The organism is Flavobacterium ammoniigenes (assembly GCF_020886055.1).
GTDB lineage: Bacteria > Bacteroidota > Bacteroidia > Flavobacteriales > Flavobacteriaceae > Flavobacterium > Flavobacterium ammoniigenes.
In genome coordinates this window covers 1,741,472-1,757,835 of sequence record NZ_AP025184.1, presented here as the reverse complement: position 1 = coordinate 1,757,835, position 16,364 = coordinate 1,741,472, and the positions used below count along the sequence as shown (strand labels likewise).

Annotated in this window: 16 protein-coding genes; 6 read left to right on the top strand and 10 right to left on the bottom strand. The window is 33.5% G+C overall.

Translation table 11 applies throughout. The features are described 5' to 3' along the window. Positions 1-86: 86 nt before the first annotated feature. The 4 genes from LPC21_RS08100 to LPC21_RS08085 all read left to right on the top strand — a co-directional run bounded on the left by LPC21_RS08100 (position 87) and on the right by LPC21_RS08085 (position 5,708). On the top strand, positions 87-1,625 hold the full coding sequence (locus tag LPC21_RS08100) for a DEAD/DEAH box helicase (RefSeq protein WP_229316662.1): 1,539 nt from the start codon (positions 87-89) through the stop codon (positions 1,623-1,625). Between the two features lie 31 nt (positions 1,626-1,656). Then, the gene (locus LPC21_RS08095) at positions 1,657-2,988 is read left to right on the top strand and encodes a DEAD/DEAH box helicase (protein WP_229316661.1); all 1,332 of its coding nucleotides are present in this window, start codon (positions 1,657-1,659) and stop codon (positions 2,986-2,988) included. Positions 2,989-3,192: 204 nt separating this feature from the next. Further along, a complete protein-coding gene (locus tag LPC21_RS08090; RefSeq protein ID WP_229316660.1) occupies positions 3,193-5,109 on the top strand; it encodes a DUF294 nucleotidyltransferase-like domain-containing protein in 1,917 nt (638 codons plus the stop codon). Between the two features lie 2 nt (positions 5,110-5,111). Next, positions 5,112-5,708: a 3'-5' exonuclease gene (locus tag LPC21_RS08085; protein ID WP_229316659.1), complete on the top strand. Its 597-nt coding sequence runs from the start codon at positions 5,112-5,114 to the stop codon at positions 5,706-5,708. A gap of 121 nt (positions 5,709-5,829) precedes the next feature. Here LPC21_RS08085 and fabG read toward each other — a convergent pair whose 3' ends face one another. After that, positions 5,830-6,576 carry a 3-oxoacyl-[acyl-carrier-protein] reductase gene (gene fabG, locus LPC21_RS08080; protein ID WP_229316658.1) on the bottom strand — a complete coding sequence of 249 codons (747 nt, stop codon included), beginning with the start codon at positions 6,574-6,576 and terminating at the stop codon, positions 5,830-5,832. A 267-nt stretch (positions 6,577-6,843) separates the two neighbouring features. Here fabG and LPC21_RS08075 point away from each other — a divergent pair, with 267 nt between their 5' ends. Next, on the top strand, positions 6,844-8,028 hold the full coding sequence (locus tag LPC21_RS08075) for a cytochrome-c peroxidase (RefSeq protein WP_229316657.1): 1,185 nt from the start codon (positions 6,844-6,846) through the stop codon (positions 8,026-8,028). A gap of 46 nt (positions 8,029-8,074) precedes the next feature. Here LPC21_RS08075 and LPC21_RS08070 read toward each other — a convergent pair whose 3' ends face one another. The 9 genes from LPC21_RS08070 to LPC21_RS08030 form a co-directional block, all read right to left on the bottom strand. After that, positions 8,075-8,503, bottom strand: a complete 429-nt coding sequence (locus tag LPC21_RS08070; RefSeq protein WP_229316656.1) for a hypothetical protein — start codon at positions 8,501-8,503, stop codon at positions 8,075-8,077. A 75-nt stretch (positions 8,504-8,578) separates the two neighbouring features. Continuing rightward, positions 8,579-9,451: a succinate--CoA ligase subunit alpha gene (gene sucD, locus LPC21_RS08065; protein WP_229316655.1), complete on the bottom strand. Its 873-nt coding sequence runs from the start codon at positions 9,449-9,451 to the stop codon at positions 8,579-8,581. A gap of 84 nt (positions 9,452-9,535) precedes the next feature. Then, entirely contained in the window at positions 9,536-9,898 is a 363-nt protein-coding gene (locus LPC21_RS08060) for a nuclear transport factor 2 family protein (protein WP_229316654.1), read from the bottom strand. Then, positions 9,898-10,827 (bottom strand): UDP-3-O-(3-hydroxymyristoyl)glucosamine N-acyltransferase, encoded by a 930-nt coding sequence (locus LPC21_RS08055; protein ID WP_229316653.1) that lies wholly within the window; start codon positions 10,825-10,827, stop codon positions 9,898-9,900. Before LPC21_RS08055 ends, LPC21_RS08060 begins: the two co-directional genes overlap by 1 nt. A 67-nt stretch (positions 10,828-10,894) precedes the next feature. Further along, positions 10,895-11,461 carry an elongation factor P gene (gene efp, locus LPC21_RS08050; protein ID WP_229316652.1) on the bottom strand — a complete coding sequence of 189 codons (567 nt, stop codon included), beginning with the start codon at positions 11,459-11,461 and terminating at the stop codon, positions 10,895-10,897. 34 nt (positions 11,462-11,495) lie between these two features. After that, the gene (gene lpxA / locus LPC21_RS08045) at positions 11,496-12,281 is read right to left on the bottom strand and encodes an acyl-ACP--UDP-N-acetylglucosamine O-acyltransferase (protein ID WP_229316651.1); all 786 of its coding nucleotides are present in this window, start codon (positions 12,279-12,281) and stop codon (positions 11,496-11,498) included. A gap of 69 nt (positions 12,282-12,350) precedes the next feature. Continuing rightward, complete coding sequence (locus tag LPC21_RS08040; RefSeq protein WP_229316650.1) at positions 12,351-13,736, bottom strand: bifunctional UDP-3-O-[3-hydroxymyristoyl] N-acetylglucosamine deacetylase/3-hydroxyacyl-ACP dehydratase; 1,386 nt, start codon at positions 13,734-13,736, stop codon at positions 12,351-12,353. Then, positions 13,729-14,772, bottom strand: a complete 1,044-nt coding sequence (gene lpxD, locus LPC21_RS08035) for a UDP-3-O-(3-hydroxymyristoyl)glucosamine N-acyltransferase (RefSeq protein ID WP_229316649.1) — start codon at positions 14,770-14,772, stop codon at positions 13,729-13,731. Before lpxD ends, LPC21_RS08040 begins: the two co-directional genes overlap by 8 nt. A gap of 39 nt (positions 14,773-14,811) precedes the next feature. Continuing rightward, positions 14,812-16,041: an HD domain-containing protein gene (locus LPC21_RS08030; protein WP_229316648.1), complete on the bottom strand. Its 1,230-nt coding sequence runs from the start codon at positions 16,039-16,041 to the stop codon at positions 14,812-14,814. A 113-nt stretch (positions 16,042-16,154) separates the two neighbouring features. Here LPC21_RS08030 and LPC21_RS08025 point away from each other — a divergent pair, with 113 nt between their 5' ends. Continuing rightward, a complete protein-coding gene (locus LPC21_RS08025; protein ID WP_229316647.1) occupies positions 16,155-16,361 on the top strand; it encodes a hypothetical protein in 207 nt (68 codons plus the stop codon). Positions 16,362-16,364 lie beyond the last annotated feature (3 nt).

The following is a 16,364-nucleotide window of genomic DNA, read 5'->3' as shown; positions in this document are numbered from 1 at the left end:
TTTTTAAATTCGAGCTATATTTTTAAAATAAAAATAGCCAATTAACTGTTTTTTAGGTGTACTTTTGCAAAAATCCAAAATCACCAATGCCTCAAAACACTGTAGAAACCGAATTTGAAGATCGAAAAGAACTCTATGATTACCAAAAATGTGACATAGATGCTATTTTTGAACGCATTGACAACGCATCCCCTCAACATCACTTATTATATCAATTGCCAACGGGTGGTGGTAAAACTGTAATATTTTCTGAAATTGTTCGTCGGTATATCCAAAAGCATGACAAAAAAGTGGTGGTATTGACCCATCGTATCGAATTGTGTAAGCAAACTTCGAAAATGTTAAAAGGGTTTGGAGTAAAAAACAAAATCATCAATAGTAATGTAAAAGAGCTTCCGGATCAAAATGACTATTCTTGTTTTGTTGCTATGGTGGAAACTCTAAAAAACCGAATTAACGACGAAAAGTTACATTTGGACAATGTGGGTTTAGTTATTATTGATGAGGCGCATTATAATTCGTTCAGGAAATTATTAAGTTCATTTAAAAAAGCTTTTATTCTGGGAGTTACAGCTACTCCTTTAAGTTCCAATATCAAATTGCCAATGCATCAAAACTATGATGAATTGATAGTTGGTGATACAATCCAATCCTTAATTAACAAAGGTTTTTTGGCCAAAGCCATTACTTACAGTTACGACGTTGGTTTAACTTCATTAAAAGTGGGAATCAATGGTGATTATACGGTAAAATCATCAGATGATTTGTATACCAATATGGCAATGCAAGAAAAATTGTTGCATGCCTATACTGAGAAATCCCTAGGCAAGAAAACCTTGATTTTTAACAATGGAATCAACACTTCACTTTATGTTTACGAAACCTTTAGAGAAGCAGGCTACGATGTAAGGCATCTTGATAATACCAGTAGTACAGAAGAACGTAAAGATATTTTGCATTGGTTCAAACACACTCCTAATGCCATTTTAACTTCTGTTGGGATCTTAACCACTGGTTTCGATGAACCTACGGTAGAAACTATTATTTTGAACAGAGCGACTAAATCATTGACTTTGTATTTTCAAATGATAGGCCGTGGTTCAAGAAAATTAGAAAATAAAGACGAGTTCACGGTAATCGATTTAGGAAATAATGCGGCGCGTTTTGGACTTTGGAGCGACCCTGTCAATTGGCAACATATATTTAAATCACCGGAGTATTATCTAGAAAATCTTCGTGATGATGCCGAAATTGAATTGTATTTTAAATACGAAATGCCTCCTGAATTGCGTGCCAAATTCAGCAAAACTCAGGTAGTTACCTTTGATGTTGATGAAGAACATAAAATGGTAATTCGTCAAAACTTACGTTCTAAAGTGGTTTTAGAAAAATCGTTAGAGCAACACGCTGCTATGTGTGTTGATAATTCAGAAGAATTACAAGATGCCAAAAGATTAGCCAAAGAATTAGACGAAGATATTGAATGTCGAGTAAAGCGTTTTTCAAAATGTTTAAGCCAATGCAGTAAAAATTACCGCGAATGGTTAGTTGAAGATTACAAAATGAAATTAACGGTATTGATAGGGAAGAAGTACCGAGAAAAAATAATGAACGAAGCCGATTAATTAGTATTAATCTGTTACAAAAACTCAAAGCATGGCAAAACAATTTTCTGAATTAGGACTTTCAAATCCAATTGTACAAGCATTAACCGAAGTGAAAATTGTTGAACCTACAGAGATTCAGCAAAAAGTAATTCCGCAACTACTTGACACTACTACCGATATTGTTGGCTTAGCCAAAACGGGTACAGGAAAAACTGCTGCTTTTGGGTTACCACTTTTACAGTTAATTCAAATTGAAAAGACAGCAATACAAGCCGTTGTACTAGTTCCAACACGTGAATTAGGGCATCAAATTCACTCTAATTTAGAGCAATTTTCAAAGAATATTGAAGGAATATCTATTGCAGCAACATGTGGAGGAATTCCGATTAAACCACAAATAGAAAGACTTAAAACACCTACGCATATTGTTGTAGCGACACCTGGAAGATTGATTGATTTGATTCAACGAAAAGCAATTGATTTAAAACAAACTCAATTTTTGGTATTAGATGAAGCTGACGAAATGGTCAGTATCTTGAAGGAAAGTTTGGATGAAATTGTTGCCGAATTACCCAAAAAGCATCGAACACTTTTGTTTTCAGCGACTTTACCTGGAACAATAAAACAATTGATTCAAAACTACTTATCCAAAAATGTAGTTGAAATCAGTGCCAACATGGAAACTATTGGTAACCAAGGAATTGATCACCAATATATTGTAGTTGATCCAATTGAAAAATTGAATGTACTCATGCATTTTTTAAATTCTAGAGACGGTGAGCGTGGAATTATATTTTGTAAAACCAAAGCCGCTGTAAATAAGCTTGCCAAAAATCTAGCAATCAATAAATTTTCGTCTGGTGCCATTCACGGGAGTTTATCTCAAGGGATTCGTGATAGAATTATGGGGCAATTCCGTGAAGGACATATTAATGTATTAATCGCTACAGATTTAGCAGCAAGAGGAATTGATGTAGCCGATGTATCGTTTGTTGTAAATTACCATTTACCAGATGTCTATGAAGCTTATGTCCATCGAAGTGGTAGAACTGCAAGAGCTGGGGCAAAAGGACTTTCATTGACGGTGTTACAAGCCGAAGAAGTTGCTGAAATTGCTGATTTTGAAAAAGAGCTAGGAATTCAATTTTCTGAGTTTAAAAAACCTACAGAAGCAAGTATTGAAGAAAACAACACCTTATTGTGGGCTAAAAAGATTTTTAAAACAAAACCAAATCACGATTTGGATGCTGTGCTTAAAACTAAAGTAAAAACCATTTTTCATCATTTAACTAAAGAAGAATTGATAGAAAAATTGTTGGCCAATCATTTACAACAAATCAATACAGTAGTAGAACAAGCTGTTAAGAAACAAAAAAGGTAATTTAAATCTAAATAAGTACGATTACCTCTATTTAACAGATCACTATATTGAATTATAATTTATATTATGTAAAATAGATTAATTTCAATCCCTAGTATATATCAACAATTATAGCTCCAATTTAGTTAATAGTATTCTTGTACTCCTTTTCATCTCTATATATATTTTTTTAAATTAGCATTTGAGAAATTATACCTACAAACCATGAATACTGTTGCAGAACATATTGCAGATTTTTTGAAAAAATATTCACCTTTCGATAATTTAACTTTTGAAGAATTATCTGAAATTGCTATGAATATTCGCGTAGTAAATTTGGAAAAATACAAGACTTTATTTCAAATTGATGATACCTTACACGATTGTTTTTATGTAGTTGCTTCGGGAGTTATTCATTTATCAGTGATTGCAGATGCTGAAGAAACATTGCTAAATAAATGTCACGAAGGTGATATTTTTGGATTGCGTCCATTTTTTGCCAAAAATAATTATAAGATGACAGCCAAGGCGCGTCAAGAATGTATTGTATATGCAATCCCAATTGCCACTTTTAGACCTTTTGTAGCTAATAATCCAAATGTTTTGGATTTCTTATTGGAAAGTTTTGCAACTAATACCAATAACCCAAACGATAAAAATATTCGAGGAAAACTACTTTCAGACAACGTGATCTATTCTGACCAACAATCCTCTGATATGCAGTATTTTCAATCTCTTAATTACAATCGGAATCCTCTTACTACTACTCCTGATGCAATTGTTATGGATGTAGCTAAAACCATGGCAGAAAATCTTTCTACCAGTAGTATTATTTGCAATAATAATATTCCAATTGGAATTGTAACTCAGACCGATATGAGTTCAAAAATTGCAACAGGACGTTTCCCTATTACAGCCACCATTGATAAAATCATGTCGAATCCTGTGGTTACAGTTGTTGAAAATATTTCTTTGGCGGAAGCCCAATTAGTGATGCTAAAGAATAATGTAACCCATTTAATTGCCACCACCGATGGTACCAATCAATCGCAAGTAAAAGGAATCATTTCTGAACATGATTTAATTGTTTCTCAAGCCAACAATCCTGGCGTTTTAATTAAACAAATCAAGCGAACTCAATCAGCAGATGATTTGAAGTTACTTCGCGATCGATTGACAGATATTATCCAGAATTCAATTCACAAAAACATACCGCTTTTCCATGTTTATAATATAGCAAGCGAAATCAATTTGGCATTAATCAAACGTTCCGTTGAATTAGCCATTTTAGACTTAGGCTCCCCTCCTGCCCGTTTTGCTTGGTTGAGTATAGGTAGCCAAGGCCGAAAAGAACAACTATTACTTACGGATCAAGATAGTATTTTGGTTTTTGAAGATGTTGTACCCGATAAATACAGAGAGGTTAAGGATTATTTCTTAAAATTAGCCAAAAGAGCATCCGCTAATTTAGAAAAAATCGGATATCCGTCATGTCCAAATGGCCATATGGCAAGTAATACACTTTGGTGTAAGTCATTGAGCGACTGGACAAATCAATACAACAGTTGGATGAATACTCCAGGTAAAAACAGTAACGATTTAAGTAGCATTTTCTTTGATTACGAAATGGCTTTTGGCGAAGCAAAAATTGAAGAAGCAATAGAAAATGTGATTTATAAGAATGCCAAGAGCAATACATTATTCTTTGATTTTTTAGGAAACGATGCCTTACGAAATAACGCACCACTTAGTTTCTTTAAGAAATTTATTGTTGAAGAAGAAGGAATAAACAAAGACAAGTTTGATATAAAATCACGTGCTTTACTTCCATTAATTGATAGCGCCCGTCTTTTTGCTTTATGTTATGGTATAAAAGGAGTTAATAATACCTATTCTCGTTTCAAGCAATTGGCTATAGCCGATCCACGAAATGCTGAAATTTACATCAATTGTGCGGAAGCCTTTTTAACTCTTTCTAAATTCAGAACTGTAGAAGGATTAAAAAACGAAGATTCTGGGCAGTTTATCAATTTGAATGAATTGAATAAAATGGACAAAGAACGATTGAAAAATGCTTTAGCTCCAATGAAAGAATTAGAAGAGTTAATTAAAGATAAATTCCAACTTACTCAATTTTCATAATTATGTTAGATTGGCTTAAAAATATCACTAAAGAACATCCGGAATTTTGGAAAGAATACCTATCTAAATTTGAAAATAAATCCAATAGGTATGTCATTCTTTCAACAGAAAAAACCGGTTTAAATCCAACTAAAGATGTAATTCTGTCTTTTGGCTGTTTTGGTATAGTACATGATAATTTACTTATTGGGGATAACTTTGAAGTGGTTATTTTACAATATAAATTTCTTCATGACAATGGACTTTCAAACGAATTTATTGTTGAGAGTAAACTCAATAAATTAGGAGAACCTGAGGCAATTCAATCTTTTTTAAAATATATAGGGAATGCCACTTTAGTTGGATATCGCATAGAGACAGATGTTGAAATTATCAATACTGCATTGGAAAAACTAGATTGTGGGCGATTAAAAAATGAACCTCTTGATTTGGAAATCATGCACAGAAGACTGCATGACATTAATGATAAACAATTCACTTTAGATGAATTATGCACTTTATACAAGGTTCCTATAAGTGATCGAAATTCTGCTTCTGAAGAAGCATATAAAATGGGACTATTATTTTTAAAATTAAAGTCAAAGCTTGGTTTGAAATAATTTATTAAAAATTACTTTAAAATAGTATTAATAAAATTAAAAAAGCCAAAAACAAATAACTGATCCGTTTTTCGTTCTTGGCTTTACCTATATTTTTAAAAGCTTAACTCAGTACAATCAATTAGGTCAGCATTCCTCCACAAACGTTAAGTACTTGACCTGTTACAAAAGCACTCATATCAGAGGCAAAGAACAAACAAGCATTAGCCACATCATCAGTAGTTCCGCCACGTTTTAATGGAATTCCATCTCTCCAACCTTGAACTACTTCTGGGCTTAATTTTGCTGTCATTTCAGTTTCGATAAAACCTGGTGCAATAGCATTACAACGGATATTTCTTGATCCTAATTCCAAAGCAATTGATTTAGTAAATCCAATTACTCCAGCTTTAGATGCCGCATAATTGGCTTGACCCGCATTTCCCTTCACTCCTACTACACTACTCATATTGATAATAGAACCAGAACGTTGTTTTAAAAATGTTTTTTGAATCGCTTTAGTCATATTGAAAACCGATTTCAAATTCACATCAATAACTTGATCGTAATCTGCTTCTGACATACGCATTAATAAATTATCTTTAGTAATTCCAGCATTATTGATTAAGATGTCAACGGTTCCAAATTCTTCGATCACCGCATCTACAAAAGTTTGTGCCTCGTTAAAATCAGCTGCATTCGATTGGTATCCTTTGGCTTTGATACCCATTGCATTCAATTCATTTTCTAAAGCCAAAGCTGACTCAACAGATGAGCTATAAGTAAATGCGATATTAGCACCATGTTGTGCAAAAACTTCTGCAACTCCTTTACCGATTCCACGGCTGGCACCAGTAATGATAGCCACTTTTCCTTCTAGTAATTTCATAGTATATACTAAATTGTATTATTTCTAATTTGTATTAATTGTAGATAATCCTCATGTATTGGAGGGCAACTAACGAAGTTCAAATATAAGAATAATTGTGGTTTGAAAAAAAGTGCCATTTGAATTAATACGTTAAACTATTTGATAAATTGAAATTAGTTCAAATCACAATGATTTATTAAAGTTTCATACTAGTGGCTAACTATTTACAATTTTATCAATTAATTTGCGTTGTAATTCTATCTCAAATCTTTAAAATCCAAATCTATGAAGCAGTCAACTTCACTTTTATTCTTAGTAAGTTTATTTACTTTTTATTCCTGTAGTAATTCAACTGAGAGTGAAATAGCAACATCCTATCCGAATGTTATTGAAGCGTTTACGGGTAAAATTGATCTCAATAGTTTGAGCAATTATGCAAATCAAACTAAACCGGCCTACATTACAAAAGACAATACAGCAGGAAACCCTATTACCGATAAAGGCGCTACTTTAGGGAGGGTTTTGTTTTATGACAAAAATTTATCTTCAAACAATACAATTTCATGTGCCTCTTGTCATATTCAAGCTAATGCTTTTGGAGATGATACTGATGCTAGTGATGGAGTAAACGGTACAACAACACGTCATGCTATGCGTTTAGTGAACTCTCGATTTTCAAATGAACGAAAATTTTTCTGGGATGAAAGAGCTGCAACTCTGGAGTTACAGACCTCTGAACCAATTAAAAATCACATAGAAATGGGATTTAGCGGCACGAGTGGCGATGGGTCCATCACAACTTTAATTTCAAAATTACAAGCTATCGGTTATTATAAAGAGTTATTTAAATATGTGTATGGTTCCGAAGAAATCACGGAATCTAAATTACAAAATGCTTTGGCACAATTTATTCGAAGTATACAATCTTTTGACTCTAAATACGATGCTGGACGAAGCGCAGTTCAGAATGATAATCAAGCCTTTCCTAATTTTACAGCCCAAGAAAATCAAGGGAAAACTTTGTTTTTAACCCCTCCAGTTTTTGATGGATTAGGAGTTAGAACTTCAGGAGGTTTTGGTTGCGCAGCCTGTCACGCCGCACCAGAATTCGATATTGATCCAAATACAAAAAACAATGGAATAATAGGTGTATTAAACGGTACTGGCATAGACATTACCAATACTAAAGCCCCTTCACTACGAGATTTAGTAAATGCTAATGGAATCCCTAATGGACCTATGATGCATACTGGAGGTTTAGTAACTTTACAAAATGTAATTGGTCATTATGGTTCCATTAATCTAGCAGCTAGAAATACAAATTTAGATCCGAGATTAGCTCCGAATGGTTTTGGTCAACAATTGAATTTTCAACCAGGAGAAGTAAATGCTTTAATTGCCTTTATAAAAACACTTACTGGTACCAATGTTTACAGTGATCCTAAATGGGCATCTCCATTTAAGCAATAAAAAAAGCGCCCATAAGGCGCTTTTTATTTAAATATAATTCAGGAAATTAAAATGCCACATTCCATCTTGGCAAACTTCCTTTTTCATCTAAGAAATTTTGTAATACTTGACCTTCTACAAAAGTAGGAATCACTTTTACTTTTTCGTTAAAAGTATCGTACCAAGCAACTTCTAAGCGATCAATGTTTTCTAATTTCATTTGAGCAGGCCAAGAGTATTTTCTACCGGTTTTAGCAAATTGATGACCGCTCACAATTTTGTCATACAACCCACCATTTTTGCTTTTTAAAGATCCGTCATTCTGAACTGTTCCTGTAGAACCTACCATAATCAATTCTTTCTCCTCTCCATCAATTGCATACACTATAAAAACACCACTGGCACTCTCTGGAGCATTACACACTTCCTCTAAACTATCTTCTTGACCAAAAGTAAAACTCTTAGTTACTTTAAACTTTTTTAATTCTTTGTACATTATTCTTTACTGTATTTATGAAACAAAATACCCCACGAAACCGTGAGGTATTTTAGATTGTATATGTATTTAGGACTAACCTAAAACTTCTTTTACTTTTTTACCAATTTCAGCTGGAGAGTCTACTACGTGAATACCGTTTTCTCTCATAATTTGTTTTTTTGCTTCAGCAGTATCATCAGAACCTCCAACAATTGCACCTGCATGACCCATTGTACGTCCAGCTGGAGCAGTAACACCTGCAATAAATCCTACTACTGGTTTACGGTTACCATCGGCTTTAATCCATTTAGCAGCATCAGCTTCTAATTGACCTCCAATTTCACCAATCATAACAATACAATTCGTTTCAGGATCGTTCATCAATAATTCTACTGCTTCTTTTGTTGTTGTTCCAATAATTGGATCTCCACCAATTCCAATAGCTGTAGTGATACCTAAACCTTGTTTTGCTACTTGGTCAGCGGCTTCATAAGTTAAAGTTCCTGATTTAGAAACAATTCCTACTGTACCTTTTTTGAAAACAAAACCTGGCATAATTCCCACTTTAGCTTCGTCAGCAGTAATAACACCTGGACAGTTAGGTCCAATTAATCGTGCATTTCTTTCTTTAACGTAACTATTGGCTTTAATCATATCTGCAACTGGAATTCCTTCAGTAATAGCAATAATTACTTTGATTCCAGCATCAGCTGCTTCCATAATTGCATCAGCTGCAAAAGCTGGCGGTACAAAAATAATTGAAGTATCAGCACCAGCTTGATCTACAGCATCTTTTACTGTATTAAAAACAGGACGATCTAAATGGGTTGAACCTCCTTTTCCTGGAGTTACACCACCTACAACATTTGTCCCGTATTCAATCATTTGAGAAGCGTGAAAAGTACCTTCACTTCCTGTAAAACCTTGAACAATTATTTTGGAATTTTTATTAACTAAAACACTCATGATCTATTTTTTATGTAATTTTAAAAATTGTTTCGCAAAAATACGATTTTGAAATTATTTTCGAAGTTTTTAATGGAAAATATATTAAGAAATTTGACTCATTTGATAGCCTCGGAACAATTGGTTGTCTTTGAGTTGCCAAATCACAATAAAATTAGCTAAAAACATCTCTTCTCTAGGATTTTCAATCGTCTTAACATAATGCGAATAGCGAACCGAAACTAAGTCATTTTCTGAAAGAATATGACTTATTCTTACTTTAGAACGCACATAGGCTTTGCTTAATTCTCCTGCTAAATCCAGAATACCATCATAATTCAGTTGAACAAATCCTTTACTACTATTCCAATCTAAAATAATTTCAGGATGCAAGAATTCTTTCATGACTTCGGCATCGATTAACGCATCTGATTTGTAAAAATTTTGTATTAATTTTTTTGCAGACATTATTTCAATTTGTTAATTAATTCAGGTATCTTTTTGATATTGGCCAATTGTTTTAATTTTTCTCTAGACTCCTCTACTGGAGTACCAAAATAGGACTTCCCTCCTTCTATAGACTTAGTCACACCAGTTTGTCCCATTACTACTGCTTTTGAACCAATTGTAATTCCGCTAGTGGTTCCTACTTGTCCCCAAAGTGTTACTTCATCCTCAATGATTACACATCCAGCAATTCCGGTTTGGGAAGCTATCAAACATTTTTTTCCAATTACAGTATCGTGACCAACATGTACTTGATTGTCTAATTTAGTTCCTTCTCCAATGGTTGTATCGCCTGTTACTCCTTTATCTATAGTACAAAGTGCACCGATACCCACATTGTTTTCGATTACCACTCTTCCGCCTGAAAGCAATTGATCAAATCCTTCAGGACGTTTTTTATAATAAAAAGCATCACCTCCAATGACTGTTCCCGCATGAATAATTACATTATTGCCAATAACAGTATGATCATAAATAGCCACATTGGAATGAATTAAACAATTGATTCCAATCACTACATTATTTCCAATAAAAGTATTAGGTTGAATAATCGTCCCGTGACCAATTTTTGCCGAAGGCGAAATAGAAACATTGGAAGATTGAAATGGCATAAAATGTCTTGTCAATACATTGAAATCTCGAAACGGATCATTTGATATTAATAACGCTTTGCCAGCAGGGCAATTCACTTCTTTATTAATTAAGATAATGGTTGCTTTGGATTCCAATGCCTTATCGTAATATTTTGGATGGTCCACAAACACAATATCTCCAGGCTCTACCACATGAATTTCATTCATTCCTAAAACTGGAAAATGAGCATCTCCAACAAAATCACAATGAATTAAGTTGGCAATATCTTTTAAGGTTTGAGGTTGAGAAAATTTCATGCACCAATATAATAAATAAATAAAGGTTGAGAGTCAAGCGACTTCCAACCTTTATTTATAAGTTCATTTATTCTTTTACGCGTTCCATGTAAGAACCTGAAGCGGTATCAATTTTAATCTTATCTCCTTCGTTAATAAACAAAGGAACGTTTACTGTCGCTCCTGTTTCAACTGTGGCTGATTTAGTAGCATTAGTAGCTGTATTTCCTTTAACACCAGGTTCTGCATACGTAACTTCTAAAACAATCGAAGCGGGCATATCTACAGAAAGAGGAGCATCCGTTTCAGAATTGATCTGAACCATTACATTAGTTCCTTCTTTCAAAAGTCCTGGGTTATCTAACACTTTTTTGTTTAATGTTATTTGTTCAAATGACTCCGTATTCATAAAATGAAAATCATCGCCTTCAGCATATAAGTATTGAAAGGTATGTGTTTCAACACGAACTTCTTCAATTTTATGTCCAGCAGAAAAGGTATTATCCAATACTTTTCCGTTAGTTAATGATTTCAATTTGGTTCTAACAAAAGCAGGACCTTTTCCTGGTTTAACGTGAAGAAATTCAATGATTTTATAAATATCATTATTGTATTTAATACATAATCCGTTTCTAATATCTGATGTACTTGCCATTTTAAATTGTATTTATTTCTATTTATCTTACTTATTAATAATTGCCACTGTAGCCCTTCATAACGCCACGAGATGAATTTCGGATAAAATCTAATATTTCATCACGTTCTGGTGTAGCTTCCATTTCGGCTTCAATAATACCGATAGCTTGAGTGGTGTTGTAATTTTTTTGATATAGAATACGATATATATCCTGAATCTCTCTAATTTTTTCTGTAGTAAAACCTCTTCGTCTTAATCCGATGGAATTAATTCCAACATAAGACAATGGCTCTTTTGCTGCTTTAGTAAAAGGTGGAACATCTTTTCTAACCAATGAACCTCCTGAAATCATCGCGTGGTCTCCAATATGAATAAATTGGTGTACGGCAGCTAAACCACCAATAACCGCATAGTTCCCTACTATAACATGTCCTGCCAAAGCAACTCCGTTTACAATAATTGCATTATTTCCCACTACACAATCGTGTGCAATGTGTGCGTATGCCATGACCAAACAATTATCTCCAATTACGGTTTGACCTGAAGCAACGGTACCTCTATTGATAGTAACACATTCTCTGATGGTACAATTGTCCCCTATAATGGCTAAAGAATCTTCTCCTCCAAATTTCAAATCTTGAGGAACTGCAGAAATTACTGCTCCAGGGAAAATATTACAATTTTTTCCAATTCGGGCACCTTCCATAATGGTTACATTGGAACCAATCCAAGTTCCATCACCAATAATTACATTGTTATGGATAGTTGTAAAAGGTTCAATAACTACATTTTTGGCAATCTTTGCGCCGGGATGAACGTATGCTAACGGTTGATTCATCTGTATTGTTTTTAATTTCTATTCAAAAGAAAATTCGCGATAAAACTACTGCGAATTTTCTAATATTTTTTATTTTTTAGCAATTTGTGCCATTAATTCTGCTTCAGCCACTAATTTTCCATTGGCATAGGCATTGGCTTGCATATGACAAATTCCTCTTCGTATTGGAGTAATTAAGTCACATTTGAAAATCAAAGTATCTCCTGGAAGTACTTTGTGTTTGAACTTTACATTGTCCATTTTCATGAAATAAGTCAAATAATTTTCAGGATCTGGAACCGTGCTTAATACTAAAACACCACCTGTTTGAGCCATGGCTTCAACAATTAAAACACCTGGCATAACTGGTGCTTCAGGGAAATGTCCTACAAAGAAGTCTTCGTTCATAGTAACATTTTTCATTCCGACTACATGATTTTCTGACATTTCAATAATTCTGTCAATCAATAAAAATGGAGGGCGGTGTGGTAATGTTTCCATGATTTTATGAATATCCATCAATGGTTCTTGATGCAAATCATAAGTAGGTACAAAATTACGTTGTTCAATTTTAATAATCTTAGCAAGCTTTTTAGCAAACTGAGTGTTTACATAATGACCTGGTTTATTCGCAATAACTTTTCCTTGAATTCTTGTTCCAATCAAAGATAAATCGCCTACAACATCTAATAATTTATGACGGGCAGCTTCGTTAGGATAGTGCAACGTAAGATTATCCAAAATCCCATTGGGTTTTACAGTCAAATTTTCTTTACCAAATGCTTTCTTCAAATTATCCATTGTAGTTGCTGATATTTCTTTATCAACATATACAATGGCATTATTTAAATCGCCCCCTTTGATTAATCCATTATTTAACAAGGCTTCTAATTCATGTAAAAAACTAAAGGTTCTTGAATCAGAAAATTCATCTTTAAATTCTGACAGACTTTTCATTGTTGCATTTTGAGTACCCAAAATTTTAGTACCAAAATCAACCATTGTAGTAATACAATAACTATCGCTCGGCATCACTAAAATTTCGCTACCTGTTGATTCGTCTGTAAATGAAATAACTTCTTTTACCACATAAACATTTCGTTTAGCTTCTTGCTCTTCCACTCCTGCTTTTTCTATCGCTTCAACAAAATATTTTGACGAACCGTCCATAATTGGTAACTCCGATGCGTTCAATTCGATAATCACATTATCTAAATCACAGCCTGTTAAAGCTGCCAAAACATGTTCGGGAGTTTGAATTTGAACACCTAATTTTTCCAAATTAGTTCCACGTTGGGTATTCACTACGTAATTAGCATCTGCTTCAATCACGGGTTGCCCTTCAAGATCGACACGGACAAATGTAAATCCATTATTTACTGGGGCTGGTTTGAAAGTCATTTTCACCTCTTTGCCCGTGTGTAAACCTACACCTGTAAGTGAAATTTCTGATTTGATGGTTTTTTGTTTAACCATTGGTATTCGTTTTTAGATTTAGTATTTCTTTTTTTAATTCTTCTATTTCTGATAAAATTTTAGGCAAATTCTTGAAATGAACATATGATTTGGCATAACTAGAATCAGTAAAAGCCAAAGGACCTTGCAGTACTTCACCGTCTTTTACATTCTTAGTAACACCCGAATTTGCTTTAATCCTAACATTATTTCCAACAGTGATATGACCTGCAAAACCTACTTTTCCTCCAATCATCCCATTTTTCCCAATTTTGGTTGATCCCGCAATTCCGGTTTGAGCGGCGATTACAGTATTTTCACCAATTTCTACATTGTGTCCTACTTGAATTTGGTTGTCTAATTTTACTCCTTTGCGAATAAAAGTGGATCCCATGGTGGCTCTGTCAACAGTTGTACATGCCCCTATTTCAACATCATCTTCAATTACTACATTCCCAATTTGAGGTATTTTAGTGTAGGTGCCATCGGAATTGGGTGCAAACCCGAATCCATCGGAACCAATTATGGCTCCAGAATGAATTGTACAATTGTTACCAATTACTGTTTCTGAATACACTTTTCCACCAGCAAAAATAGTCACATTGTTACCAATGATAACATTATCGCCAATATAGGAATTAGGATAAATTTTGACATTTTTTCCAAGCACAACATTTTTACCAATATAACTGAAACTCCCTAAGTATAAATCTTCTTCATAACGCACAGTCTCGTCAATAAAAGAAAGAGATTCTATTCCAGTTTTATTCAATTTTACTTGGTTGTAAAATTCTAATAACTTAGTAAATGCACCATAAGCGTCATCTACTTTTATTAAGGTTGTGGCAATAGCTGATTCAGGCACAAATGTTCTATTTACGATAGTAATAGAGGCCTGAGTGGTATAAATATAATTTTGGTATTTTGGATTGGATAAAAAAGTCAAAGATCCTTTTTGACCTTCTTCTATTTTGGAAAGCATAGCAACTTCAATATGGGGATTACCTACCACTTCACCTTCTAAGATTTCCGCTATTTGCTGTGCTGTAAACTTCATTCCGACAAAAATATAAAAAATAGATAGTATTACCGCGTTTTAAACTAGTTGTTTTGGAAAACAAATGTAATATTTAGTTACTGATTTTGATAAAGATTTCAAATTCAATTGATCAGAAGCTTCTACTACATCTTCAATCGTTCTGTCTTTTTTCAGAATACGAATAGGCTCAGCTTCTTTGCTGTAGGCTTGGTTTTTAATTTTCCCTTTAAAAATAAAGTAATTGGTATCTGCTATGGAAATATTATTTTCTGCTGCAAAACGTTCTTGCAAAGGCAACATATCCTCAAGAAGTAATTTATCTGTCACGACTTTAATTTTTGGCAAATCTCGATTAATTATCATTTTACTCAAGGACGATAAAATAAAATCATCTTGACCTTGCCATGATTTTAAAGCACTAATGATATCAAAATCATCTAGTTGCGAAAATAAATCGAGTGTTTGGGCATTAAAATTGTCAAGAACAATTCGGTTTTGCATAAAAAATAACAACGGCTCGCTACAAGGTAATGTTATCCCTTTTAGGGTTAGTTCTTTGGCACGTTTTAGCACTTTAGTCAAAATTAATTCAGCTACTAAACTTGTTTTGTGCAAGTAGGCTTGCCAATACATCAAACGTCGCGACATCAAGAATTTCTCAACTGAATAAATTCCTTTTTCTTCAATCACTAAAACATCCTCCACTACATTCATCATTTGGATCAAACGCTCTGAATTGACATTCCCTTCTGCTACACCTGAATAAAAACTATCGCGTTTTAAGTAATCCATTCGATCCATGTCTAATTGACTTGAAATCAATTGCAACATGAATTTGCGATGGTATTCTCCTTTAAATATTTGAATAGCTAAACTCAATTGTCCTTTAAATTCATCGTTCAATTGGCTCATAAATACCAATGAAATGGCTTCGTGATGCACTTCTTCAACGATACTTTTTTCCATTGCATGCGAAAATGGTCCATGACCGATATCATGTAACAAAATGGCAATATACAAAGCGTTTTCTTCTTCATCTGAAATGGCAATACCTTTGAAACGTAATACATCAACCGCTTTTTGCATTAAATGCATACAACCTAACGCATGATGAAAACGGGTATGATTGGCACCGGGATAAACCAAATAAGACAACCCCATTTGAGATATACGTCGCAAACGTTGAAAATAAGGATGCTGAATTAAATCGTAGATTAAAGCGTTGGGAATTGTGATGAATCCATAGATTGGATCATTGAATATTTTAAGTTTGTTGATTTGACTCACTTTATAGTGCTTTAGGGCAACAAATATAAGGAAATTGATTTATATTTTGTATCCAATTAATTCATAAATTTGTGAGACTAAGAGTGGGAATTTTGAATTAAAATTGAAACATAATGGATACTCAAAAATTACAAAATGATAAGCTACATTTAATTCAATGGATTACTCAAATTCAAGACCATATTTTGATTGAAAAGATCAAATCGTTAATGTGTACTTCAAATGAAAGCTTAGATTATATTAAACAACTTAAGGAAAATGAGACATTAATGAATAAAGATGAAGAATGTATTGGTTCAAAAATTAAATATGAGTTGTAAGTG